Origin of the sequence: Lysinibacillus sp. NPDC093190 (assembly GCF_050280425.1) — a bacterium.
Taxonomy (GTDB): Bacteria; Bacillota; Bacilli; order Bacillales_A; family Planococcaceae; genus Lysinibacillus.
This window is the reverse complement of sequence record NZ_JBNNVG010000009.1, coordinates 52,493-77,777: the sequence shown is the minus strand read 5'-3', so window position 1 is coordinate 77,777 and position 25,285 is coordinate 52,493. Positions and strand designations below refer to the sequence as shown.

Annotated in this window: 23 protein-coding genes; 10 read left to right on the top strand and 13 right to left on the bottom strand. The window is 35.5% G+C overall.

What is annotated here, in order from left to right; genetic code table 11:
- Window positions 1-22 precede the first annotated feature (22 nt).
- Window positions 23-919 carry a sensor histidine kinase gene (locus ACQKOF_RS09600; protein ID WP_427555953.1) on the top strand — a complete coding sequence of 299 codons (897 nt, stop codon included), beginning with the start codon at window positions 23-25 and terminating at the stop codon, window positions 917-919.
- 239 nt (window positions 920-1,158) lie between these two features.
- Here the strand turns inward: ACQKOF_RS09600 and ACQKOF_RS09595 are convergent, their stop codons facing one another.
- Window positions 1,159-1,518, bottom strand: a complete 360-nt coding sequence (locus ACQKOF_RS09595) for a helix-turn-helix domain-containing protein (RefSeq protein ID WP_427555950.1) — start codon at window positions 1,516-1,518, stop codon at window positions 1,159-1,161.
- Window positions 1,519-1,650: 132 nt separating this feature from the next.
- Between ACQKOF_RS09595 and ACQKOF_RS09590 the strand changes: the two genes are divergently transcribed.
- Both ACQKOF_RS09590 and ltrA read left to right on the top strand, forming a co-directional pair.
- Window positions 1,651-2,646: a DGQHR domain-containing protein gene (locus ACQKOF_RS09590; protein ID WP_427555947.1), complete on the top strand. Its 996-nt coding sequence runs from the start codon at window positions 1,651-1,653 to the stop codon at window positions 2,644-2,646.
- 896 nt (window positions 2,647-3,542) lie between these two features.
- Window positions 3,543-5,315 carry a group II intron reverse transcriptase/maturase gene (gene ltrA / locus ACQKOF_RS09585; protein WP_427556119.1) on the top strand — a complete coding sequence of 591 codons (1,773 nt, stop codon included), beginning with the start codon at window positions 3,543-3,545 and terminating at the stop codon, window positions 5,313-5,315.
- A 199-nt stretch (window positions 5,316-5,514) separates the two neighbouring features.
- Here ltrA and ACQKOF_RS09580 read toward each other — a convergent pair whose 3' ends face one another.
- Window positions 5,515-6,300, bottom strand: a complete 786-nt coding sequence (locus tag ACQKOF_RS09580) for a hypothetical protein (RefSeq protein ID WP_427555944.1) — start codon at window positions 6,298-6,300, stop codon at window positions 5,515-5,517.
- Between the two features lie 144 nt (window positions 6,301-6,444).
- Between ACQKOF_RS09580 and ACQKOF_RS09575 the strand changes: the two genes are divergently transcribed.
- Window positions 6,445-6,975 carry a GNAT family N-acetyltransferase gene (locus tag ACQKOF_RS09575; RefSeq protein ID WP_427555941.1) on the top strand — a complete coding sequence of 177 codons (531 nt, stop codon included), beginning with the start codon at window positions 6,445-6,447 and terminating at the stop codon, window positions 6,973-6,975.
- 47 nt (window positions 6,976-7,022) lie between these two features.
- Here the strand turns inward: ACQKOF_RS09575 and ACQKOF_RS09570 are convergent, their stop codons facing one another.
- The 5 genes from ACQKOF_RS09570 to brnQ all read right to left on the bottom strand — a co-directional run bounded on the left by ACQKOF_RS09570 (window position 7,023) and on the right by brnQ (window position 13,130).
- Window positions 7,023-7,493 (bottom strand): hypothetical protein, encoded by a 471-nt coding sequence (locus ACQKOF_RS09570; RefSeq protein ID WP_427555938.1) that lies wholly within the window; start codon window positions 7,491-7,493, stop codon window positions 7,023-7,025.
- On the bottom strand, window positions 7,465-9,600 hold the full coding sequence (locus ACQKOF_RS09565; protein ID WP_427555935.1) for a site-specific integrase: 2,136 nt from the start codon (window positions 9,598-9,600) through the stop codon (window positions 7,465-7,467). Before ACQKOF_RS09565 ends, ACQKOF_RS09570 begins: the two co-directional genes overlap by 29 nt.
- Before the next feature lie 6 nt (window positions 9,601-9,606).
- On the bottom strand, window positions 9,607-10,680 hold the full coding sequence (locus ACQKOF_RS09560; RefSeq protein ID WP_427555933.1) for a tyrosine-type recombinase/integrase: 1,074 nt from the start codon (window positions 10,678-10,680) through the stop codon (window positions 9,607-9,609).
- Between the two features lie 522 nt (window positions 10,681-11,202).
- A complete protein-coding gene (locus ACQKOF_RS09555) occupies window positions 11,203-11,499 on the bottom strand; it encodes a helix-turn-helix domain-containing protein (RefSeq protein ID WP_427555930.1) in 297 nt (98 codons plus the stop codon).
- A 293-nt stretch (window positions 11,500-11,792) separates the two neighbouring features.
- Entirely contained in the window at window positions 11,793-13,130 is a 1,338-nt protein-coding gene (gene brnQ / locus ACQKOF_RS09550; protein WP_427555927.1) for a branched-chain amino acid transport system II carrier protein, read from the bottom strand.
- 144 nt (window positions 13,131-13,274) lie between these two features.
- Between brnQ and ACQKOF_RS09545 the strand changes: the two genes are divergently transcribed.
- Window positions 13,275-13,430, top strand: a complete 156-nt coding sequence (locus tag ACQKOF_RS09545) for a hypothetical protein (RefSeq protein WP_427555926.1) — start codon at window positions 13,275-13,277, stop codon at window positions 13,428-13,430.
- Window positions 13,431-13,573: 143 nt separating this feature from the next.
- Here the strand turns inward: ACQKOF_RS09545 and ACQKOF_RS09540 are convergent, their stop codons facing one another.
- Window positions 13,574-14,326, bottom strand: coding sequence for an alpha/beta hydrolase (locus ACQKOF_RS09540; RefSeq protein ID WP_400729684.1), 753 nt, complete (start codon window positions 14,324-14,326; stop codon window positions 13,574-13,576).
- A 440-nt stretch (window positions 14,327-14,766) separates the two neighbouring features.
- On the opposite strand from ACQKOF_RS09540, the gene ACQKOF_RS09535 reads away from it, so the two are divergent.
- Window positions 14,767-15,648 (top strand): LysR family transcriptional regulator, encoded by an 882-nt coding sequence (locus ACQKOF_RS09535; protein WP_427555922.1) that lies wholly within the window; start codon window positions 14,767-14,769, stop codon window positions 15,646-15,648.
- 78 nt (window positions 15,649-15,726) lie between these two features.
- Here ACQKOF_RS09535 and ACQKOF_RS09530 read toward each other — a convergent pair whose 3' ends face one another.
- The 5 genes from ACQKOF_RS09530 to ACQKOF_RS09510 all read right to left on the bottom strand — a co-directional run bounded on the left by ACQKOF_RS09530 (window position 15,727) and on the right by ACQKOF_RS09510 (window position 20,062).
- A complete protein-coding gene (locus tag ACQKOF_RS09530; RefSeq protein ID WP_427555920.1) occupies window positions 15,727-17,085 on the bottom strand; it encodes a sensor histidine kinase in 1,359 nt (452 codons plus the stop codon).
- Window positions 17,082-17,753, bottom strand: a complete 672-nt coding sequence (locus tag ACQKOF_RS09525; protein ID WP_427555917.1) for a response regulator transcription factor — start codon at window positions 17,751-17,753, stop codon at window positions 17,082-17,084. The genes ACQKOF_RS09530 and ACQKOF_RS09525 overlap by 4 nt, the downstream gene beginning before the upstream one ends.
- Before the next feature lie 278 nt (window positions 17,754-18,031).
- Entirely contained in the window at window positions 18,032-18,418 is a 387-nt protein-coding gene (locus ACQKOF_RS09520; RefSeq protein WP_427555914.1) for a PepSY domain-containing protein, read from the bottom strand.
- Window positions 18,419-18,626: 208 nt separating this feature from the next.
- Window positions 18,627-19,424 carry a DUF1835 domain-containing protein gene (locus ACQKOF_RS09515; protein ID WP_427555911.1) on the bottom strand — a complete coding sequence of 266 codons (798 nt, stop codon included), beginning with the start codon at window positions 19,422-19,424 and terminating at the stop codon, window positions 18,627-18,629.
- 14 nt (window positions 19,425-19,438) lie between these two features.
- Entirely contained in the window at window positions 19,439-20,062 is a 624-nt protein-coding gene (locus ACQKOF_RS09510; RefSeq protein ID WP_427555908.1) for a LysE family translocator, read from the bottom strand.
- A gap of 292 nt (window positions 20,063-20,354) precedes the next feature.
- Between ACQKOF_RS09510 and ACQKOF_RS09505 the strand changes: the two genes are divergently transcribed.
- The 4 genes from ACQKOF_RS09505 to ACQKOF_RS09490 all read left to right on the top strand — a co-directional run bounded on the left by ACQKOF_RS09505 (window position 20,355) and on the right by ACQKOF_RS09490 (window position 24,813).
- Window positions 20,355-20,738 carry a sodium:proton antiporter gene (locus ACQKOF_RS09505; RefSeq protein ID WP_427555905.1) on the top strand — a complete coding sequence of 128 codons (384 nt, stop codon included), beginning with the start codon at window positions 20,355-20,357 and terminating at the stop codon, window positions 20,736-20,738.
- 567 nt (window positions 20,739-21,305) lie between these two features.
- Window positions 21,306-22,400, top strand: coding sequence for a glutamate 5-kinase (gene proB, locus ACQKOF_RS09500; protein ID WP_427555902.1), 1,095 nt, complete (start codon window positions 21,306-21,308; stop codon window positions 22,398-22,400).
- A gap of 12 nt (window positions 22,401-22,412) precedes the next feature.
- Window positions 22,413-23,663, top strand: a complete 1,251-nt coding sequence (locus ACQKOF_RS09495) for a glutamate-5-semialdehyde dehydrogenase (RefSeq protein WP_427555899.1) — start codon at window positions 22,413-22,415, stop codon at window positions 23,661-23,663.
- A 271-nt stretch (window positions 23,664-23,934) separates the two neighbouring features.
- Window positions 23,935-24,813 (top strand): DMT family transporter, encoded by an 879-nt coding sequence (locus ACQKOF_RS09490; RefSeq protein WP_427555896.1) that lies wholly within the window; start codon window positions 23,935-23,937, stop codon window positions 24,811-24,813.
- Window positions 24,814-25,285: the final 472 nt, after the last annotated feature.

The following is a 25,285-nucleotide window of genomic DNA, read 5'->3' as shown; positions in this document are numbered from 1 at the left end:
AAAAAGAAAGGCGAGTGAAATGATGATCTATATAGTAATAATATCTGTTATAGCTGTATTTTTTATCCTCATTCGCTTTTACTTATTGAAACTGGAACTAAAACGAGTTACTCGACAATTAAATCAGTTAAACAATAAAGTAATCTCAAAGAAAATAGACCTAACTTTTTATGATAAAGATCTTGAGAATTTAGCAAAAAATATTAATGACCAAATAGATTTAACTAATGAAGCAATTTTTGAAAAATTAAGAACTGAAAATGAAATGAAGCAGGCAATTGCAAATATTTCGCATGATATTCGTACGCCAATGACATCTATTTTAGGTTATATACAATTTTTAGAATCTGATGATATAGGTCCAGAGAAAAGGATAAAATACCAAAAGAACATTAAAAATGGAGCACTGAGATTAAAGATTTTATTAGATGAGTTTTTTGAACTATCGACTATTGAATCAGCTGATTATCCATTAAAGGTGGAAAACATCAAATTAAATAAATTGCTAGTTGAAGTTTTAATTGGTTTTTATGATGATTTCAATAAAGCACAGATCGAACCATCAATCCTTATTCCAGGGGATGAAATTTATATTACAGGTGATTCATCAGCTGTTAAACGTGTAATTGAAAATTTAATTTCCAATGCGATTAAACATTCGAGTGGCAATGTTACCATTCAACTTGTGAAACATTCGTCATCAGTTCAACTTAATATAATGAATCCCGCCAAGGAATTAAAAGAACAAGATCTCCCTCTTCTTTTTGATCGTTTTTATAAAGTTGATCAAACGAGGTCAAAAAGAAGTACAGGTTTAGGATTGTTTATTGCAAAAAGCCTCATGATAAAGATGGATGGAAATTTATCAGCTGAATTAAATGGAGATCAATTACTAATGAAATGTGAATGGAAAAATTGAATGATGTTTCGTTTCTCTGATGAGTTTCAAACTATTATTTAACGTTTAATAAAGGGAAAATAAGCTAATCGGAAGAACAGTTAACTTAATTGTTAGTCTGTTCTTTTTATTGTCTAAAAAACAATTACTAAACATAAACAACAATCTTTTCATCAGCTGAACCAACATGATTGCATATATGCACAAAAAAATAAACCACTCGATTGAGTGGTTACAATTAAAGTTTCTAGACTCTTCAATTAAAGCTTTTCACTTTCGTAAGTATTAAATATTTCATTAGCAATATTTAATACTAAGCGAACTTCGCTTTCACTTCTGTTTTCTATTAGATTTTGCAAGATCATAACCAATTCTTTTTTTTCAAAATATTTATTGTCGAAATTTAGAGTATCAAATTTAAAGATACTGCTAGGTGCTTCTTCCAAACCTTCAGTAATTTTTTCTAGGGTCTGAATAGTAATATTCCTATCCCCTCGTTCAACACCTGCTAAATACGAAGTTTGTAGTCCACTTTTTTCAGCTAATTCTTCCTGAGTGAGTTTTTTCAATTTCCGTATTTCTTTGATGTTGCTACCAACTAATTTGACTAAACTATGCACATAATCACCTCACATTTAGACTATGTGAGGTTTGCACTACAATACAGTTACATATAGTATAAATTTGATTGAATTATGTACTTATAAGTACTATAATATTTGAGTATTAAATTTTCTAAAGGAGATTTTATTATGAGTAATAACTTACCTTCAAATATAGCAATAGAAAATGTATTACAATCTAAGATGCGTGGTCGTGTTACTTATCAAGGCTTCGTTTCATCTCAAATTGCAGTCAATTTCTCTTATTCCAAACTTTATAATGACCCTTCCGGTAAAGGTTATCAGCGCCCTATAGATAAAAAACGATGTAAAGATTTTGCAAGTTATTTATCGCAGGGTGAAGACGCTCTTTATACCCCTATATTATTAAATGCTTCAGGTCATTGGGAATTTCATGCATATGATAGCCAAAGAAGAAATTTCGGAAGATTAATATGCAAGAAAAAAGCTACATTAATGGATGGACAGCATAGACTAGGCGGAATAAGTGAATATATTAATGAAACAGATAGTACACTTAACGTTCCCTTCTTAGCTTTTCATTACTTAGATGAGGATGAAGAAATTAAATTATTTGATGTAATTAATTCAAAAGCGAAGGGCATTGGTACATCATTAAGTCGCTATTTAAATAGGGATAATGATGAAATTAGCTGGGTAGCTACAAATTTAATTCTTAAGCCAGAGAGTCCCTTCTTTAGTAAAGGGACATTAATAGGGAGAAGAACTAAAGAAAAAAACGTAACATTGCAAAATCTATACAATATCATAAAATTATTAACCAAAAAATCTGCTTTAGCAAACCTCTCTAAAGAACGAAAACTAAACATAGCTTTATTTTACTTCAACTTGATAAAAGAATTATTTCCTGAGCAGTGGGATGATAATCAGTTGTATAGAATGACACATATTACTTGTTTAAACGCATTGGCAATTGTTGGGAACGAAATAATTAATGAAAATTATTCAGTGAAATCCCAACAACCTGATTCTGTTAAAATAGCCAAGCTTTTAAGCAATTTAAAGGAGATCGATTGGTTATCTACGGGAAATTTAAAGTATATTAAAGGAGCTGCAGGTTCTAAAATGTTAGCAGATGATATTTTAAATTGCCTTAAAAGTTAACTATTTAAACAAAAGTAACCTCCATTTTTTTCGGAGGTTATTTTTGTTTATGGCTTTTTTCCAAAAGATTATTGCTATTCAACTAACGGGGCAGTTTAGTTGTGCGAAATGTTCCTAGCTCAAATGGAGAATGGTCACATTACTCTGGTAAAGCTAGGCAGTTCCTTTCGGAATTGAAGGGTTATATCGAAGAATCAAATGAAGAGGTAACGCTCGGAAGGGTTCTCTCATAGTCGAATAGCACTTGATTTAGTAAGAATGAAAGTGTTATAAGCTCGGCGAAAAGGCGTGAGAATTTACCGTAACAGTTTGGCTGACGAAAGCCTACCCGCGGGGGTGGTGTAAATCATGATGCTTGAGTTGAATGAATATGGTGAGAATGCGAATGAACCTAAAAGAAAAGGTTAAGCTGACAAACTTCTGAATGTACGGGTCTATAACTGCGATACATAGAAATGTGTATGTCACCAAATTGTGAGGTTAGATGTGGGTGAGTAAGACTAGCTAATATGAAAATCCATGATACGTTACAGGCGTATGAGTGCTAACAGGCTTACAGGAAGCACCTAAGTTCATTCCATAATAGATATAATTCAACATTGTAAGCTGATAACGTGGAGGGCTTACTCCCCTAAGAAACGTTGACAAGGAAAGCAATAATGATACTAGTTACTGTATAACTTGCCTTTATATCAGTGAAAGTGGTGGCACAGTACCAATGAAGTGTCTAATCCACATGGAGGGATAGCCACTAGACTAATAAAGATTTATTCAACCAAGTAAGGCAGTTCTTTATCGATTAATAAGGTTCTTGTGAGACTAATAGAGGTTTAACTCCAAAAGGAGTCACCGACTTATTGAAACGGAAGAAACTGAGACACAATGAGTATTATAGTATGCAAGATTGTTTTGATACACTCTACGCTCAAAGTGTTTGTGGTCATCATTTCTATAACTTAACAGAAATAATGAGTTCTAAGGATAATATACGTCTTGCCTACCGAAACATCAAAAGAAATACAGGTAGCAAAACTGCGGGAATCGATAAATTAACAATTAATGATATTCTGCATTTACCAGTTGTAGATGTAATAGCTAAAGTTCAAGCTATGTTCAAATGGTATGAACCACAACCAGTTAGACGGGTTTTCATTCCAAAAGGAGTAGATAAAACTAGACCTTTAGGGATACCGACGATATGGGATAGAATTTTTCAACAATGTGTACTGCAAATTTTAGAGCCAATCTGTGAAGCCAAATTCCATAAACATAGTTATGGTTTTAGACCAAATCGCAACACTCATCATGCCAAAGCTAGACTTGAATTTCTCATTAACCAATCTGGACTACATCATTGTGTTGACGTAGATATTAAAGGTTTCTTCGATAATGTAAATCATAGCAAACTTTTAAAACAAATGTGGTCAATAGGCATTAGGGATAAATCCCTTCTTTCTATTATATCTAGGTTATTAAAAGCAGAGATTGTAGGAGAAGGTATTCCTACAAAAGGAACACCGCAAGGTGGTATTCTTTCACCTTTATTATCTAACATTGTGTTAAATGAATTGGATTGGTGGGTTAGTGACCAATGGGAAACATTTGAAAGCAATTATACGTATTCGACTAATGGTAGTAAGTATCAGCAATTAAAGAAATCGAGTTTGAAAGAGTGTTTTATTGTCCGTTATGCGGATGATTTTAAGGTGATGTGCCGGACAAGGTCACAGGCAATTAAAATAAATTATGCATTAAAAGAATTCTTGAAAAAGAGATTACACTTGGAGACGAGTGAAGAAAAATCAAAGGTCGTGAACTTAAAGAAAAACTCTTCAGAGTTTCTAGGGTTTACAATAAAAGCCATAAGAAAAGGTAAGACCAGATTTGGTTTCGTAGCAAAGTCTGATATGTCAAAAAAGGCTAAAGCAAATGCCTTTCAAAAGATTAAAGAAGCGATAAAAGTAATCCAGAGAAAACCCTGCATTCAGACCGTTTGGAATTTTAATACCGTTGTAATGGGTATCCAAAACTATTACTCAGCTGCAACTCAAATTACAATTAACTTGAATGAGTTAAATCTATATCTACGCAAGACGTTATACAATCAACTAAAGAATATTCGAACAGAGGCAAGTTTTCATGAGATGTCAAAGACATTACAGAAGCGATACAAAGGGTATAAGTCCAAACTATTTAAAATACAAAATATGGTCTTTGTCCCCATCCATGCGCAGCGATGGAGAAAAACACTTGGTTTCTCCCAAGTGATATGTAACTATACTGCCGAAGGCAGAGCAAAAATTCACAATAGCCTAAAGGCTATCAATAAAAATACGCTTTCTTACATCATGAGAAACTACATTCCAAACAGATCTATTGAATATAACGACAACAGAATAAGTAAGTTTATTGCCCAGTATGGCAAATGTGCAATTTTAGGTAAAGAATTAGGTATTATCGATTGGCATTGTCATCATATTAATCCTTTTCACATTTCAAAAGATGATAGCTACTCAAATTTAATAGTTTTGAATAAGGCTATACATCAACTTATACACTTGAAAGACAAAGCAAAAATTGAAAAGTTCCTAAAAGCTGTAAAGCTTACAAATAAACAATTAGAAAAAGTAAATAACTTACGACTGAAATGTAAAAATGAAATAATCTAACTTTGGAAAATCTTCACTCGGCTGTTTAAAACATAGAAAGAATAAATTGGATTAGTTGGAACGCCGTATGCGGTGAAAGTCGCACGTACGGTGTGAACAGGGGGAAAAGCCAGCGATAACTTCAAAGGCTTACCTATCTGTATGAAGAAGAATGATTATTAAATAACAGCCTTATCAGTATACTTGATAAGGCAAAGGTTCACTCTTTTTTAGATTTTTCACGTTCATTTCTTTGTTTTTGCTGTAACCAATAATCGGGTGGTTGAAAATCAATTAAAGAATAATCAAGTTCAGCTCCATTAGTCGCTAACTGAACTAACAAAAGTTTCTCCTTATTACTCGGGTGTATATCTGCTGTTTTAATGCTTATAACCTCTACTCCTGTTCGTTTAGGTGTTCCAACAACAACAACTTGATTTCCTTTTGTATAAACATCTGTAATATTTGTTTGAAACACAACTATATACAGGTCAAGGTCTGTTTCATTTGCATCAGTAGGAAAAGCAATACCTACTTCCTGTTGAAAATTAAATTCAGCAGAAATCCCGATGGCATAAAAAGGGAATATGCGGTGAAGAGCATAGTGTATTCGAGAAGGAATATAGCTCCATCTCCCACCCCCATATGTGCTATGCCATTGTTCTTCAAATATTGGTCTAATATAGTTCGGTTCGCTTTTTATTACTTTGAAAGGAATTTTTGTTCCTTCTTTTAACACTTCTGATATGCTAATAACATCTTTAGGGAAATGCATCTCTGTTCCTTTTTCAAATGGTAAAGGTGAATCAAGAATAGTGGTGGGTTCAGGTGGTTCGAGGCTATCTAAACGTTGTTCTAATTCCTGAATTTTTTTTTGTTCACTTTTATCACTAATCGATTGCGAAAAGGGTAACTCCATCGAGTTTGTATTTATGGGCTTACTGAAAACAAATAAGTTTAAAATAATTAAAAAACAAGTAATATAGCTAATCTTAGTTTTTAACATATTTTATTCACCTCACCATATTATCTGCTATTATAAGGGAGTTATGCGTAAAATTAGTTGTTCAACTAACGGAGGCGTTAATTGAAGATCATAGAGTTGCATATGCAGCTCTTTTTTCTTTATTGAACTAACGGGGCAGGTTTGTTGAAGAAGAAATTGAAAATTTATAATAGTGATATATTGAAGAATAAGGAAGTGGAAATAACAATGAACTACATAATAAGATTAGCGAACGAAAACGACTTATCGGGTTTATGTGATATTAGAAATAATATGAATTTATTCACGAATTATTTAAAGCAATTTGCAAAAAGGGAAGTATATTTGGCAATCGCTGAACAAGACTCACTTATATTGGGTTTTGGAGTTCTTAAAGTAAAAGGCACTTTGCTTCCTAAATTAAGTGACCTATATGTAAAAGAGGATTATCGGGGTAATGGTATAGGTTCAGATTTAATTAGGTATAGAGAAAATATTGCAAAGAGTTTAGGTCATTCTGAGATATTTGTGAGTGTTGACCCAATAGAAAATCCCAAAATGCTAAAGTTAATTAGCAAACACGGTTACGAACCTATCTCCGACCCATATTTTAAAAAAGCCATATTTTATAATGATGATGGTACGATCTATAATAAAACCTACACAAGAATTGATTTAAAGAAGTTGTTGAACTAACGGGGTGCTTTAGTTGAATAAGAGACAGCGATCACTGTCTCTTTTTACTACTTAAATGATTCAAAATGAGCAGTAACCCATTTGTTTTCGTTTTCTGAAATATACTGTTCAGCAAGAATCAGTCTTTGGACAAGTTCTTGTTTTGATAGTTTAATATACTTTCTATGAAGAATATCAAGGTTACGGTCGGGTTTTAGTTTCCTGAAATCAATGTCCAAATCTAAGTTATTTTGCGGTTTATTTACTTTGCTATTTTCTTTCTGTTTAAAGGTTCTACTGTACCGTTTGTAATATTCATACAATTCCTCGTTTGACCGTATTGTATTTTGGTGAATCCCTTTACCTTCGGTATCAACTTCTTTAGACCATTGAGCAACATTGGCAAAAGTGACAGGTATACCTTTTTTTATTAACCGATCAATTGTTTCTTTGCCTATTCGTATCGCCCGGTCACTACGTCTTTTGTGATTTTCTGTTAGCCAAGGCCGTTCATTTTTTGAATTGAATGTCGGGGTCATAATCTTCCTCTTTTCTATACTGTTCAATCAACTCAATTTCTTTCAGTTCAGTACGAGCGTGTTTTCGCATTGCTTTTGCTTTTCTTACTTCAATTGGCAAATTCATTGCACTAAATCGCTTCTCCATATCTCTCGATAATTCGATAACCTCCTCCAACTCGTGTTTCTTTTCGGGTTGAGGGATTTTAGCTTGGCAACCTAAACAGGCCATTTTAGTAGGACACACCATATTGGTTACACAAACTCCACCAATTACATTATTTAAAACGCCCACATTTTCTTTATATTCTCTGAATTCCTTTTGAAGCTCTTTGGGGCTACGCAATATAGCTTCATCTAGATCTATATAATCCATAATAATATCGTGATATTCACTAACTTGTTGAGCTACTTGGCTCTGTGTTGGTTCCGAGTAATAGCCTGTTATATTTAAATCTCGTTGATGTAATATTTTTGCCACTATATCGGTTGATACGTTGTGCCGTTTGACAGCTTCGGTGGCAAAAGCGTGCCGCAATAAGTGTGTTTTCACTGTAACTGGTTTTCCTTCTAGAGTCTCAAAAATAAGTCCGTGTAATAAAAAACGCAGGCAGGATCCAATGGACAAATGATCTAATGCTTTTTTATGATACTGAAAGAAATAAGGTTTGGGTTCTTTAAATAGATGAATCCGACTCTTTTTGCCATATTTAACACTGGGTATTGTCACGTCATTATAATGTTCAAGCAGCATTTTGCGGACCTTAGCAAGAATTTTCATAGTTTCAGTAGTGATGTAATACGGTTCTTCTTTGTCACGACCTTTAGGAGTAGCATTAAAGGCATGTTTAATATCCTCATTAACTTTAAAGGACTCTAAGCATTCTTTTGTATAGTTGATTTGCATCAATTCATTTATTCTTGCACCGGTAGACGTACAAATATCAACTCCCAATAACCCAAAGGTTGCAGCTACATACATCGGTTCTACGTCGAATAAAAGACCTTCAGCTTTATCTTTGTTTCTAGTGACATAAGTGCTTTGTACAAGGACTTCCTTATGATAACCATCAAACGGCCTAGGTAACTCACCTTCATTTCCATAGCCCCACGAATTAAGTAGTTCAAGTTTTCGTTGGATTTTCTCTTCAGAAATATTGTTATATATTCGACTACCTATAATATCATTTTCGATTAATTCTAAAAACCATAGCCCTTCAGTTTCGTCATCATCGTTCAATCGTTCGGCCTTGATGAATTCTATAAAGTAATGATTGTTTTCGTCCGAAAAAGTTTGACTACGTCTATTCGCGATTGTAATAACAGACTGACTAAATTGATCCTGATGATGCAATACGAAAGAAGGTCTGTCCCAAAGGCGGAAGCAAAAGCGTTCCCCAACACTTTCAGGCTCATTATATTCAAAATCGAAAGGAAGCTCTATATCAGCATTTTTTACTGCCTCACACGCCTTTAGAAACGCCTTCCGTAATCGGTCTATTTGATTCCAACGAAAATGTCCTTCGGCTCGAATTTGAGGTAGGAAATCCACGATGGCATCCGTTTCACTCTTACGGGTGTTTCGAGCTTGCTCTTTCGCTGCTTTCGTAAATCCGAAATCACTTGAATCGTAAGAAGGTAGTGGAAAAATGAATTGCTCAAAATAGTCTTGCTGCTCTTCTGACAACTTTGATTTGACCCATTTATTTACATAGTAAGAGCAGGTTCTATATTGCGCCAGAAAATTACTTCTTTGATTATCTGAATGATTTTCAAAGATAGTCTCCTTAAAATATTCATACATATGCGTTTCAGTGTTTAATTGCGCAATTTCAGTTAAATTGTAGTGTTCGAATAAATCCTTTAACCGAACATTTAGTACTTTTGTATTTTCAAGAATTGATGTTGGATTTAAATTCCTTTCTACATCAGTTATCATATAGATGTACAAATGGTTTTTCCAAGGTTTGTCTAACACTTGCCTAACATAGTAATTCAAAAATGAATCTTCTATTTTATCCAATATGAATGTCTCTCTTGCATCACGAAGATGTAATAATTTGTGGTCCACCTTTCCTATTAGTTGCTTATAGAAAGGGGATTGTGGTTTCTTCAAAGTTATTGTCATCTGTCTTTACTCCAATCCTTCTAACATTTCTAGAATATCTTCATCCATCTCCATATTTCCAACACTTTCCAAAACCGTTAGTTTGGGCTTCTTGTTTTTATTATTTTTCTTTTGTTTGTGATATTCCTCTTCTAATTTCTTCATATTTTCAAACATTTGATTGTGTATTTCTCTATGTTTTCCTTCATCGAAATAATGCTCATAAATTTGAATGGTATCTTTATTGCTCCACTTCATATACTGAATCAGTTGATTTTTTCTCTGTGTTATTTCAGCATCAGTTTTTGAAGTTTCATAGATTTCTCGCATACTTGTTGTCACAAACCAATGCCGTGTTTTATGCGGATTTAACTTCATTTCGCATTTATCCATCGCTTTTTTCCAATGATAATACCAAGATTGACGAGTGAATGGAGTTCCAACTGCCGTAAGGAAAACAGGGGCATCGTTTGGTAATTCATCAAAAGTACGTTGGGACTCATCATACTTCGCCCGTTCTTTATTGATATACCTCATCAGTAACTTTGTTGTATCCTTGCTAAATCGGATAAATTTCACTCTCTTACCGTGACTGCCCTTATTAAATGTTTCCGCCTCCTGAAACGAATTTCTTGCGCGGTAATCTCCAATAGTCAACTCTATCACTTCCGAAGCTCTCGCCCCTCCTTCAAAGAGCATATGAGCTATTACTTGTTCTCTTAGCGACCAATTCACCTTTTTGCCTGCTTTATAAACTTCGAAAGGGAGGAATTTATCTCCAATAATTTCAGGCTGCCATTCATCATTTATAAGCTTGAAATAAGAATCTGTTAATCTTCTTGTTAGATTAGGTTCTTCAGTCCCTGCTTCCGAAGGCATACGAGGCTTGTCCTTCCTAACACCTACGTTTTTATGTTCATTTAAAATGGTATAAGAATCTATCATAGGATTGGAATACTTGTATTTTTTTAATCTAATTTGAGATTTATAGAATGATTTTAATGCTGAAAGAAAACGACTAACTGTTTTAATGCTTTTGTTTGTTTTGTTAACGAACCGAAAGGTATCCTTTTCTCTAACTTTGCAATACATTTCATTCATCAGATAATCTCCCACAGCTACTCTTATGACTTCCGGATTGTCATCCCATCGAACCCTTTTATCTTGGTAGTTGCTATACTCGTTCATCCAATTAAAGAAGGGAATAAGGCTGTTCAAATAGCTATTAGCAGTACTTTTGTCATTCCTCCCTATACAATCGTGGTAATAGTCTGTTAAAGGTAGAAAAGGACTGTTTTTATGAAAAACCAATAATTCATAACGACTTTCGATTCCTTCTGGACAATATCGATAATAATATTTAGCACACAAATTTAATCACCTTTCTTTATGAATTTAAACTGCTTCCAGCCTGTTATAAACGGGGATAGCAGGTTCTCAGTTATTATTTATATCGGGATTTTCAAACATTTTTGTGGTATGCAATATTCTCGTTTATCTGGTGTCTTCGATAGGTGTTGTAATCGGACTTGAATTTTCACGAATTACTTTTGATGAACCCATTAGGATGCTTCGCTTTTGATGGTGCCTGCTGCATTATCAATAATATTTCCAAGGTCCGTTTTATCCCCACGACGAACAGGATTGATAACATTTCATCAGAAGAGGAAGGGTAACTGCTTGATACGCCAGTTTCACTAACTCTGTTTCATCGACTTCTGGTTTAATAATACTTTTCTGTTCAACCCCATTAACTGGGATCACTTTAAGTTTCAATAAATCAGATTCAATAACTCTCCAACCTTCTTTATCGCTATTTCTATAAGCATTAGGGAATTTACCTGACCGTATCCAACGTTTAATAGTTTCTTCGTGTTTACCTAATAAGTCAGCCACTTCTTTTACTTTATATTCTTTCAAGTTATCGCCTTCAAACGGAATGTACGTTTTGGGAATGTGCGTTCTATTTTACTGCAACATTTAATTGCTGTAAATATTCCCTTACATAGGGTAAATGCGGTAGTAAATGAGGTCGTTTAGAGGTCTAAAAAACAAAAAAGTACACCACTATATATAAGTGATGTACTAATTATTTAATATAATGTATGACATTAAAGACAACCTCTTGATATTACTGTTTTACAATACATTCACTTGTCTTTAATTTTACAGAGTAATTGTGCGTGCTTTTTTATCATTTTAAATTAAATCTTTTACACTCTTTTTGCTGGAATTAAATAGCCAATCAAAGCACCAATTAAAGCTGGTAATATCCATCCTAAGCCTATATCGTATAAAGGTAAAAAGTTCGAATAAGCTTTCTCAATCGCATCAAAAATACTTAATTTCGTTGTAGGAATGCTAACTACTAATGCTTTATAGCCATCAATGAAACTAATAAAAATTGTAAAAATCATAGTAATCGCATATACCATTTGTTTATTTTTAAATAGTGATGAACATAATGCAAGGACAATTAAGACAATTGCTAGCGGATATAAGAACATCAGCACTGGAATTGCAAACTTAATAATATTCGTTAATCCGAAGTTGGCAATTGTAAATGACACAACGCACAATAACAAAACAAACCATTTATAGCTTATTTTTGGGAACACTTCGTGGAAAAACTCACTACAAGATGTGATTAAGCCAATACTTGTTTTTAAACAAGCAAGGACAATAATAACTGCCAATAAAATAGCCCCAAATGAGCCAAAATAGTGATCTGCCACTGCAGCAAATATTAAACCACCGTTATCAAATGTACCAACAGCATCAATACTCGATGCCCCCATATACGTTATTAAACCATATATTAACATCATTAATACCATGGCAAAAATACCAGATTTCCACGTTGTTTTAGCAATTCCCTTTCTATCTGTTATTCCTGCGCTTTTAATCGCGTTAATAACGACAATACCAAAAGCTAATGAGGCTAACGCATCCATTGTGTTATAGCCTTCTTTAAAGCCTGTCATAAATGCCGAATCAATATAGTCACCCATAGGCTGCTGGAAATGCCCCATTGGTTTTACAATACTAATAATAATTAAAATAAATAACACAATCAAAAATGCTGGTGTTAAATATTTTCCGATATAATCCATAATTTTCGCTGGATTCAATGAGAAATAAAAAACGATGGCAAAAAATACGAAGCTAAATAAAGCAAGGAAAAGTGTTGTATGCTCAGCTTGTATATATGGTTCAAAGCCGACAACAAACGGAACTGTTGCTGTACGTGGGATCGCAAAAAAAGGACCGATCGTTAAATAGAGAGCTAATGAAAAGATGACACCGAATATAGGGTGAACACGATTCGCTAAGTCACGCAAACCGTTACTACCTGATAAACCAATAGCTAAAATACCTAGAAACGGTAAACCGATAGCTGTTACTAAAAATCCAATTAGACCAAACCAAAAGTTGGTTCCTGCTAATTGTCCAAGCTGAATTGGAAAAATAAGATTCCCCGCTCCAAAAAACAGTCCGAAAAGCATCGTACCAATGACTGCATATGTTGAAAAAGGTATTTTCTGTTGCATTTTGATGTACTCCTTAGATGTATTTAACTTCTTTCAGCAAATGTCTTTTGTAGCGAAAGCAAAGCGACAGGTGTCTCCCCCTTTTCAGCGGGTGTCCAAACATCCGCTGAAAGAAGTTAAAGCCTCTGGCGGATGTCACGGATTTTGGAAGGAATGAATTGTGCAGGCACAATTCAAAATCCAGACGCATTGTTTATCTGTGCGAAAGCAAAGCGACAGCTACAAATGTTTTGTGTAGCGAAAGCAAAGCGACAGCTACAATTACGCCAAGGCGAAATTGATCTATTGCAAATAATTTAAATCGAAGAGATTTCCTTGCTACAATTCCACTATGGTATCAGGCATTTATTTTAAAAACAATAGTTTTTTCTATTATAATCGTTAATTGTACAGTTCTTAGCTTTAAGTAGACAAAACTAAAAGAGCTGTCTGCTGACAGCCCCTTAGTTTGCTACTGACCACTCTACATGATCTAAAAACTTGTATACGTCCTCGTACACTTTTTCACGCTCTTTGTCTAATGTAATAATATGACCAGAATTTTCATACCAAATGATCTCTTTATCATCTGTTTCCACAGTATTTAAAATGAATGGTGCACTTTCTTGATAAAGCTCATCATCTAATGAACCTTGTAATACTAATGTAGGTGCTTTGATTGTAGATAATTCATCACGTGTTTCTGTTGTTAAACGTGTCACACCATCTAATGAATCCTTAGGTGTAATACGTAATTCATGTAATTCTGAAATAATTTGATCTTTTGATTTATTTTCAAAATGTTTATATAAACGAGCGTAATGATATAAACGTGTAAATAAGCCTTTTGAGTTATCGCGTGTGATTGGTGCACACATGGCAACACATGCTTTCACAGGAAACGTCTCTGCTACTTTTAACGAAAATACGCCGCCAAGTGAAATTCCTACTACCGCGATTTCTTCATGACCATTACTTTTTAGAAAGTTATAACCTTCCACAACATCGTTCCACCAGTCTTCTGGTCTTGTTTCAAGTAATGCTTCTGGCTCTACGCCATGCCCACTATAAATCGGTGCATGAACTGTATAACCACGTTTTGATAAAAATTCACCTAGCTTTTTTACATCTTTTGTGCTACCTGTGAATCCATGCAGTAATAGTACGGCTTTTTTGCCTCCCTCAATTGTTAGAGGTTGTGGCTTTGATAAATTCATTTTATAATATCCCCTTCACGGAAACTTGTAATTGTGTAATTTATGTGTCTATCTTAACACCCTTTATTCATAATGTACAATTTATAGTTTTTATCATATTAATGTCTTTTGTGCATTAATGATGTGAGGTTAATGGCTGTTATATCACACTTTCCGCTACTTTCATTTTGCATTTTTCATTTTACGTGCTCCGTTTTTTCAAAAATTTTTATCCCGAATTTACGGGCAGTAAATGATCCCTACCGAAAACGAAGAGATAGGTACAAGACTACCACCTGAAAGCAAAGAGATGAACTACCTATAAAATGCCCGATTGGTGAAGACTATTAGTCAGTGGGGAAACCTTACTGATTAAAGTTTCACTTGATGTGCCTATACTTCCTACTCTTTTACCGTTATAATGCAGTTAACTCAAAAATAACGGGAATTGAGGTGAAAAAATGGAATGGCAGCAATTAGAATATTTTGTAGCAGTAGCAAAGCTTGAGCATATGACTCGTGCTGCTGAAGCATTAGCTATTTCTCAACCTGCATTAAGTCGTTCGATTTCAAAGCTTGAAGAGGAATTAGGAGTACCCTTGTTCGACCGACAAGGACGTTCGATTATGCTCAACCGATATGGCGAGCTTTTTTTGTATCGTGTCCAACGCATGCGTAAGGAATACGAAAAAGCAGTTCTAGAATTACAGGAGCTTAATAACCCAGAGCTAGGAGACGTATCACTCGGCTTTTTACATACACTTGGGACTAGCATCGTACCTGATTTGATCTGCGCTTTCCGTCAGAACCATCCGCATATACGCTTTCACTTTACACAAAATTACTCACATTCCCAGCTTAAGCAATTGCTCGCGGGAGAGTTAGACCTTTGCCTACTTGCAGCGATTGACACGGAGCCACCTGTTTGCTGGAAGGAACTGTGGCGTGATGAGCTTTATATTATGGTGCCGATCGACCATCCCTTCGCCAACCGGAAAAGCATTAAAATGAAGGAACTTGAACATGAGAATTTTGTTCTTATGAAAAAGGGTTACGCATTGCGCCGTACGGCTGATAGATTATTAAATGCTGCAGGTATCAAACCGAAGATTACTTTTGAAGGTGATGAGGTATCAACAGTAGCTGGTTTTGTAGGTGCTGGCCTCGGCGTGTCGTTACTGCCTGTTGACGAAGACTTGAATCCAAATAAATTGGCGAAAATTCGTGTGGAGGATATGGTTTGTGAACGGATCATAGGTATGGCTTGGATTGAAAATCGATACCTTCCACCATCAGCACGACAATTTCAGCAATTTGTATTCGATTTTTACGATAAAAAATAATGGAAAGCTTCTATCATTCATAAAAATGGTCTAAAGCAGAAAAGTGAGTAAGATTGTTACTCACTTTTCTTGTTATGTTCAAATGGGTTTGGGAAAAGTCAGTGTAACAGATGTCCCCTCATCTAATTGACTTTCAATAGATAATTTGCCATGATAGTTGTCCATCAATTTTTGTGCAATGGATAACCCAATTCCATATCCCCCCTTTTTTCGATTACGTGATTTTTCCACTCGATAAAAACGGTTTGTAACAAAAGGTATATCTTCTTCAGGAATACCGATTCCAAAATCTTGCACAGTCAATTCATGCTGATGATAATAGATGATTACTTTTTTTTCATCATTTGAATACTTAATAGCGTTATCGATTAATATTGTAAGTACTTGTTCAAGATGCCCTTCAGTTATGGCCAATGCTTCACCTTTAGTTATTTGAAGCGAAAAAAAGAAATCTGGATGGGTAATTTGAAAATCATTGATAACTTTTTCAATAATATATTGAGGATTCTCCAATATAATTGAGACATTCTTGATTTTCTCTGAATCTAGTCTAGATAATTCTAATAAATCCTTTACCAGTTTTTCCATTCGATTCACTTCTTGTAAAGATGAATTCAATGATTTATCTAACACTTCAGGATCATTTTTTCCCCAACGATTTAACATCATTAAATTTCCATTCAACACCGAAATCGGCGTTCTTAATTCATGTGAAGCATCTTCCACGAACTGTTTTTGTTGATTAAATGAAGTTTCTAATTGATCCATCAGTTCATTAAAGTGATTTGCTAATTCTGCAATTTCATCTTGCGCAGGCTGTACTTGCACCCTTTCTTTTAAACCAAACTTTTTAATTCTAGTAAGCGTTTGGGAAATATCTTGTATCGGTCTAACGATTTGTTTCGAAATGAATAGCGCCCCTACTAAACTTAAGAAAACTGCACCAATCCCTGACAAAAACATAACTAGCCCAAATTGTGCTAATAAATTATCGAAAATCTCCATATTACGAATAATTTCAACTACAAAATTTGTACCATTTATAGGCTCGCGATACACTAACAGTCGGTCGTCACCTGTTTTGATTAATTCAAAGTGTCCGTTTTGAACGGAGTGAGAAGGTACTTGCAATAATTCTTCTTCACTAACAGCGATAATACTTTCCCCATTTTCATCCAATATACGAATGGTCTCTGATTTTTCATTAATGGAATGAATGAACGATTTATTTTCCTTAATAAACTGGCTAGAGAGCTTTTGGTCAACATAAAGATTTTGTATAGCTATCATCTTATTTTCAATCGACTGTTCTTCATAATGAACCATCCAACTGTTCATCACAAAATATTGCAATATATTATAAGAAACGAATAAGCCAATCATCATTACCGTTGTCCATAAAATAACTTTTGTTTTTAGCTTTAACGATTTCATCATTTCATTACATACCCGACGCCACGAACCGAATGAATATAATGATCTTCATCATTTTGAAGTTTATTGCGCAAATATCTAACATAGACATCTACAACATTCGTTTCCACTTCCGTCTCATATCCCCAGATTTTTTCCAATATCAATTCTCGAGAAAGTACGTGATTTACATTTTGTAAAAATATTAAGAGGAGTTCATATTCTCTTTTTGTCAAAGGTATTTCTTCAGTCTCTTTCATAACCGTTCGAGACATCGTATCAACTTGTATTTCTTTAAATTTTAAGTGCTTGATAACATTCTTTTCATATCGTTCATTTCGACGAAAAATCACGCGCATTCTTGCTAACAGTTCTTCAATTGAAAAAGGCTTAGACATATAATCGTCAGCTCCCACATCCAAGCCCATCACACGATCCATAATGCTATCTCTCGCAGTAAGCATAATTATTGGCGTTTCTTTCACAAGCCGAATTCTTCTACAAATTTCTGTACCATTTAAATGAGGTAGCATTAAATCTAAGAGAATAAGGTCGAAATGTTGATTCAGTGCTGTTTCCAGCCCTTCACGTCCATCATGGATAACCGTCACATCGAAGCCTTCGTGTGTAAGTTCTAGTTCTAAAAATTCCGTAATTCTTTCCTCGTCCTCTATGATTAATACTTTCTTCAAATGTGAGCCCTCCTAAGATTTATACTATTTATATGTTACTGGATTATAGAAAAACTAACAATTCCCGAAGTTCTATGTTTAATACGTTTGATTTATAGCTAGGATCATTTTCCGATACCTATTGCGAGTAGCCTAACTGGTTGCATAATAAAGAGCAGAAGTTCATCTATTTTCCATCCTATAATCTCCATTTTAAAGAGATATTATTGCAACTACCTACAAAAAGTGACAAAAAAGAAAAAAGGAAGGGTCTTCACCCATTCCTTTAATTGATACGATTAATCGTTTTCTTCTGCTCCATCATCTTCATTTTCCGCTTCCACTTTCACTACTTTACCTGAAGCAGCATCGATTTTTACATCTTTCACATCGCCAGATGAAATTTTTATTTCAAAACCGTAAACCACAACACCGTCTTCATCTTCTAATTCAGATTTTTGCACTGTTCCTGTAACATTTTCAAGAGCAATCTCTTGGGCTTTTTCTACTGATAATTTTGCTTTCGCTTGCAGTTCAGCAATGTTATCGTCATCCTTTTCAGCTTCTACCTGACTAGTCTCCACTTTATCGCTACTAGCAAATGCAGAAGTGATGACATAATTACCTGCAAACGCGCCTCCAATAAATGTCGCTGCTAAAACTGGGATCATTAATTTCTTTATCATTTTGAGTTCCTCCTAAAAATTATTGTAAAGTTTTCTTACAGTCCCTATTCTGACAGGTCGTTATGAAAAGTTTAGGAGAATGATTTAAGAGTTCAATAAATTTTTAATGAGTATTTTCTCATTTTGAGGTTCACTACAAGACAATTTTCTTCAACATCAAAAACCACCTTCTCCATAAGAAAGGTGGTTGCTGCAAAGAAATTTATTATTACTTTCCTACATATTTCACTTGATAAGAATACATATCTTTTGTATCTCCATCAATCTCAAAAAGCCCCTGCTTTGCAAGGGTCATCAAGCATTTTTCCACAAACTCTTCACTTAAATAATCATCAATTGCACCAATTGTTTCACCGATGATACGCATCGGTATAAGCCATTCCTCATTTAGTTCGGCATGTGCTCTTTCCGCACATTCCAAAATGATAGGATCCAATGCATCTTCCGCTACATGTACAATTCCATCTTGCCAAACTCGCAGTGTACTAGGGTTTTGTTTCAGCTCTTCCCATTCCTTTGCAAGTTGCTGACACTCATCAATAGAAAACCGCTTTGCCTCAGAACGGAACTTCATTAACAAGTCTGACGCAAGTTCACCTGTTTGACGAATCATCATGTTTGGCTGTACACGTTTCAAGCCCTCTGTAGCATCAATGCCATATACCATACTACATTTATTGATCAACTCGCTCATGACAAAACGTAACCCAATCTCTTCATGAGTACTTTGGCTGTACCAAACCCAGACATCAACATCGCACGGTAAACCGGCAATTTTTTTCTTCCATGCTTGTTGAAGATCCTCGTACAATTCACGTTCTTCATTGTCCCTAAAGATATGAGCTTCTAACCAGCTTTTTCTTTCTTCTGCACTGCTTAGTGGACCAATCGAGAAAATCTCATTGATACTAAGCACTGACTCATCTCGTTGTAAATGATGCTGTCGTATCGCATGTTTTATCGAACCTTGTGTAGATAAGCTAAACGTTATATGTAAAATTGCCATGAAAATCCCCCATTTTACTGTTTACTCAACGCTATTTGTATTCCAATAAAAGTGAAAAGTACGCCTTGAATCATATTCAATCGTTTAGCAATTGCAGGCTTCCCAATAATTACTTTTCTTACTTTACCTGCAAAAATACTAAATAATGAAAATAGTATAAGCGCTTGTACTAAAAATACAATACCCAAAATTAACATCTGCAAACCTACATGGCCATTAGAAGGATTTACAAACTGTGGCAATAGTGCTAAGAAAAATAAAGAAACTTTTGGATTTAAAATATTCATTAAAATACCTTTTCGATATAACGTCACATAGGCTTGTTTATTTTGCTGTTCCAGCGTGAATGGATCCCCTTTTGCGCGAAATGATTGCCAAGCTAAATACAATAAATACGCTGCTCCTGCAAACTTAACAATAGAAAAAATAACTGTTGATTGATAAATAATAGCTGAGATTCCGAGAACAGCCGCCCCTATATGAACGAGCAAACCAGTACAGAGACCAAGTGATGTCGCGATACCCGCCTTTTTATCCTGTGTAATGCTTTGTGCAAGAACAAATAAATTATCTGGTCCTGGCATTAGTGTTAAAATAATTGCTGCTCCTAAAAACGCCAATATCGTTGAAAATGCCAATACTACCCCTTCTTTCCATTACTTTTAAATAGGTTCAACTAAATACATGACATACGTTTTAACAAAATATCATACCCTGATTTCGGTAATGAACAATTACTTTTAGAAAAGAACCATTATAAAATATTTTTTCCATTATACTACACGACGACGCACTCTTCTAAATTTTCACAAGAAAAATTATTCATTTCAATTATGCTCGTTTAAACAACACTTTTCTCCTTTAATACCTTATAATGAATAATATCATAACGTAAAAGTCGTATTGTTTTGGAGAAAGAGGTGTTTGTCGGTGGCAGTAAGTGATATTGTAAAGCAATATGAAGACGAGCAAGGACATGTCTATTATAAAATGAAAACACATGATATCGAGGTACAGGCTGCACAAAATTCAGGGTTAGCGCCAGTTATTACTTATTTTATGGGTGAAAAAGAGATTACTGATGATATTCGAAGTTTGCGTTTTAGCCCTCGCCCTCCCTCAAGTTATATTCAAGATTACGATGAATTTCAAACAATGCTTTATGCAAAAGAACAACGTGCCATCAACGAACTATATGAACAAATGAGTATAAAACCGAAAAATATGTCTTCAGGAAAACAAATATTATGGAGCTTTTTTGTGATTGTTATGGCAATGCTCCCACTATTAGTCGCAATCTGGTGGTACAAGTAAACAAAGTTTTGTTAATTTCCCACTCATACTATACCCTCGATTGTTCAGTATTACATCTTTCTATTAACATTCCTAATCTGCTTGACATACTTGCTAAAGTAGTGCATTCTTTATTCAATTACTTTTTGAGAAATGGAACATCAACTAAAATGGGCCATTCAAAAAAGATGCTGAATTATATAATAAAAGCGAACGAAGACTAATACCTAGAAACTGCTTGATCAGAGAGCGATGCCCATCGGCTGTAAGGCATTGTACAAGAAAGACTAAAGAACCTACTTCGTAAAAACGTCCTAGCTAAACTAGGCGCAGTCTCAAGCGTTATGAGCAAAGTGGAATGTCAATGACGTTCAATGTAGGTGGTACCACGGAAAGCAAATCTTTTCGTCCTAATTTATTAGGATGAAAAGGTTTTTTTATTTTTAACTTTCAGCAATCAAACATCCGCTGAAATAGAGGAACTCAGTCTAAGAACGCCACGTCCTGTGGCAATTTATCTGTGCGAAAGCCAATTATGCCGAGGCATAATTGATTATGGAAGTGTAATGACGAATTGGAGGTATTGCTATGGAAAGAAAAAGAATCGTCGTCAAAATTGGAAGTAGCTCCTTAACAAATGCAAAAGGTGAAATTGATAAAATGCGTTTAATGGACCATGTTCAAGCGATAGCTGAATTAAAAAAATACGGTCATGAAGTATTGCTTGTTTCATCAGGTGCAGTTGCAGCAGGCTTTAAGCAGCTAGGGTACCCTTCTCGACCCGTTACAGTAAAAGGTAAACAGGCTGCAGCGGCGGTTGGGCAAAGTTTACTTATTCAAACCTACAATGCTTTGTTTAGCATTTATGATATTGTACCTGCACAAATTTTACTAACACGCACTGATTTTTCAAAAAAAGAACGCTATAAAAATGCTTATGCCACATTTGAGGAATTATTAGAGCGCTCGATACTGCCAATCATTAACGAAAATGATACGGTATCTGTCAGCGAATTAACCTTTGGAGATAACGACATGTTATCGGCACTAGTAAGTGGTCTTGTTCATGCCGATCAGCTCATTATCTTAACTGACATCAATGGCTTGTATAGCGCCAATCCAAATAAAAACCCATATGCCAAACGTATTGATCGTTTAACAGAGGTATCTGATGAGATGCTTGGCTTCGCAGATGGTGTAGGTTCGAAGGTCGGTACAGGTGGTATGGAATCCAAATTATTGGCAGCTCGAGCAGCTTTAAATGCAGGTGTTAAGGTGTTTATCGGAACTGGTCACGGTGCGAATAAGCTTGTCGACATCGTAGAAGGACGTGGTGATGGTACGTATGTTGAGCATGACGCGCTTGCTATTTTAACAAATAATAAACAGTGGATTGCACTCACGGAAGTATCTGGTAAAATTTTTATAGATAGCGGTGCTGAACATGCATTATTAGCAAATGGGAAAAGCTTGTTGCCTGCTGGTGTATATCGTGTCGAAGGCGACTTCGCAAATGGCGACGTTGTCGAGGTCTATAGTGACAATGGACTGCTGGGCCGCGGTGAAGTCTTATATTCTTCCCTCGAGTTAGCACATGCGATGGGAAAACGTACAGATGAGTTAGCGAACTATCCAATCGAGGTCATTCACCGTGATAAATGGCTAAAAATCCAAACAAATTAAGGAGGAAATTACATGACAAGTGAAGTGCAAGAAAAGGGAAAGTTAGCAAAGGCCGCAAGTTATATTTTAAATATTAAAACAACTTGCGAAAAAAATGAGGCTCTCACAAAAATTGCCGAACAATTAATAATCGACCAAGATACTATCATTACTGAAAATGCAAAGGATTTAGCTCATGGCGAGAAACAAGGTATGCCCGCTTCTACACTTGATCGCATCATGCTAAACAAAGAACGAGTAGAAGCTATGTCAAGTGCCATTCAGTTACTTGTTGAATTAAATGATCCAGTAGGCAGTCTCTTAGAGCGAATAGAAAAAGATAATGGATTGCTGATTGAAAAGCGTCTAGTGCCAATTGGCGTTATCGGTATGATTTACGAGGCGCGACCTAATGTAACAGTGGATGCGGCAACATTATCATTGAAAACAGGCAATGCAGTCATTTTACGTGGTAGCTCTTCTGCCAAATTTTCTAATGTAGCTCTTGTGGCGAGTATTCATCGTGCCCTTAGCAAAACGTCTATCCCTGTGAACGCTGTACAATTAATCGAGGATATAAATCGTGAAACTGTTAAAGAATTGTTCCATTTAAAAAAATACTTAGATGTATTGATTCCTCGTGGCGGAAAGGCACTTATTGACTTAGTAGTGAGTGAAGCCACTGTACCAGTACTAGAAACAGGTGCTGGTAACTGTCATATTTATGTGGACCAAACGGCCGATTACATAAAAACAGAAAAAGTTTGTATCAATGCGAAAACACAACGTCCTTCGGTTTGTAATGCAGCAGAAAGCTTACTTATCCACCCTGATTGGTTTAGTAAGCACGGCAAACAGCTACTAAGTGCTATGCATCAAGCAGGTGTGACAATTATCGGTGATGATACCGTTTGTCAAGCTCTTGATTTCGCTCAACTAGCGACAGCAGAAGACTATGCAACTGAATATTTAGATTTAAAAATAAGCGTTAAAATTGTGGAAAACGTTTATGAAGCAATCGAACATATTAATCAATACGGCACGAACCACTCTGAAGCCATCATGACAGAGGATCAGTTAGTAGCAGATACTTTCTTAAATAGCGTGGATGCTGCAGCTGTTTATCACAATGCCTCCACTCGCTTCACTGACGGCTTTGAATTTGGTTACGGTGCAGAAATCGGTATTAGTACGCAAAAATTACACGCTCGCGGACCAATGGGCTTACCAGCGTTAACATCTACAAAGTATTACATTCACGGCAACGGCCAAATCCGAGAATAATTGTAGACTATGAATGAAAAGCCGACAGCGTATGTCAACTGTCGGCTTTCTTTCCTTATTTTTTTGCAGAGACGGGGGCGGCTTCTATCTGAGTAGATTCTACTGTTAGCTGAGCAGATTCAGATTCTACCTGAGCAGATTCTTCTCTTAACTGAGGGTTCCACACTCTACCTGAGCGAAAAACTTTGAGAACGAAGCGAAATAGCGTTAAGTCTCCCCTACTTTCACAAGCGACAAGAATGATAATAATTTTATAGAAAGAAGGTTTTGGATGAACATATCAGCGATTATCAAACTAACTGTTTCAATGGCCCTTTTTGGCTCTATTGGATTTTTTACCGTTCATACTGGCGTACCTGCTACCGAGCTAGTATTTATTAGATGTATTTGCGCTACCCTCTTTCTAGGAGGAATGTGGCTTATCACAGGTGGTCATAAAACAGAGATATGGGATAAAAAAGAAATATTACGTACTCTTCTATGCGGTGTCTTTATTGTCTTAAACTGGGTATTTTTATTTAAAGCCTTTGAAGAAATGTCAATTTCCATTGCCATTTCTATCTATAATTTAGCACCGATATTCGTATTAATATTTGGCGCATTGTTTTTAAAAGAAAAAATGACTATTCAAGCATTGCTAGCAACAGTAACTTGCTTTATTGGCAGTATGCTCATTATTGGCTTAAATAATTTTATGTCACTCTCTGAATTTATGAAATCAGGCTTTATTTGGGCATTACTGTCTGCATTGTTTTACGCGTTTACGATGCTTACAAGTAAAACAATCACAAAGCTCAGCTCCTATGCACTAACATATATCCAAACTGCAGTCGGAATTATCATACTATTGCCATTTGTTAATTTTTCGCTTTTTGAAGGCTTAACGACAATAAACTGGCTATATATTTTAGGAACAGGCTTTATTCATACAGGATTTGTTTACTATTTATTTTTTGATAGTATTCGGAGCCTCACTACTATTCTAGTTTCAGTATTAGTATTTGTAGATCCAGTTGTGGCTATATTGCTTGATATGCTGTTACTTGATTTTATGCCGAGCTTCATGCAAACAATTGGTATTGTATTAATTTTTGGTGGCATTTTTTACACAATTTACGTACCAAAGAAAAAGCGTGTGTCTCAGACTTAGTTCTTATTTATCTTCATCAGCGAAAGCATAGCGACAGGTACAGAAGACTCCCACTTTTAAAGGTGAAGAGATGAATGCGGGTGTGCTTCCTTTTCAGTGGATATCCAAACATATACTGAAATAGAGGAACTCAGTCTAAGAACACAAAGGACAAGGTGTCGAACAGAGCGACGGAACGGACTGGCAGAGCGACGGATACAAAGCGCTTAGTGACGGAAAGGTCGGGCAGCGCGACGGATAGACATGACGGCGGCGGAACGGACTAGCAGAACGACGGATGCAAGGCGCTTAGTGACGGAAAGGTCGGGCAGCGCGACGGATAAACATGAAGGCGGCGGAACGGACTAGCAGAACGACGGATGCAAAGCGCTTAGTGACGGAAAGGTCAGACAAAGCGACGGAAAGCCCACACCCTGTGGCAATTTTTCTGTGCAAAAGCGAAGCGACAGCAACAAATGTTTTCTGTGCGAAA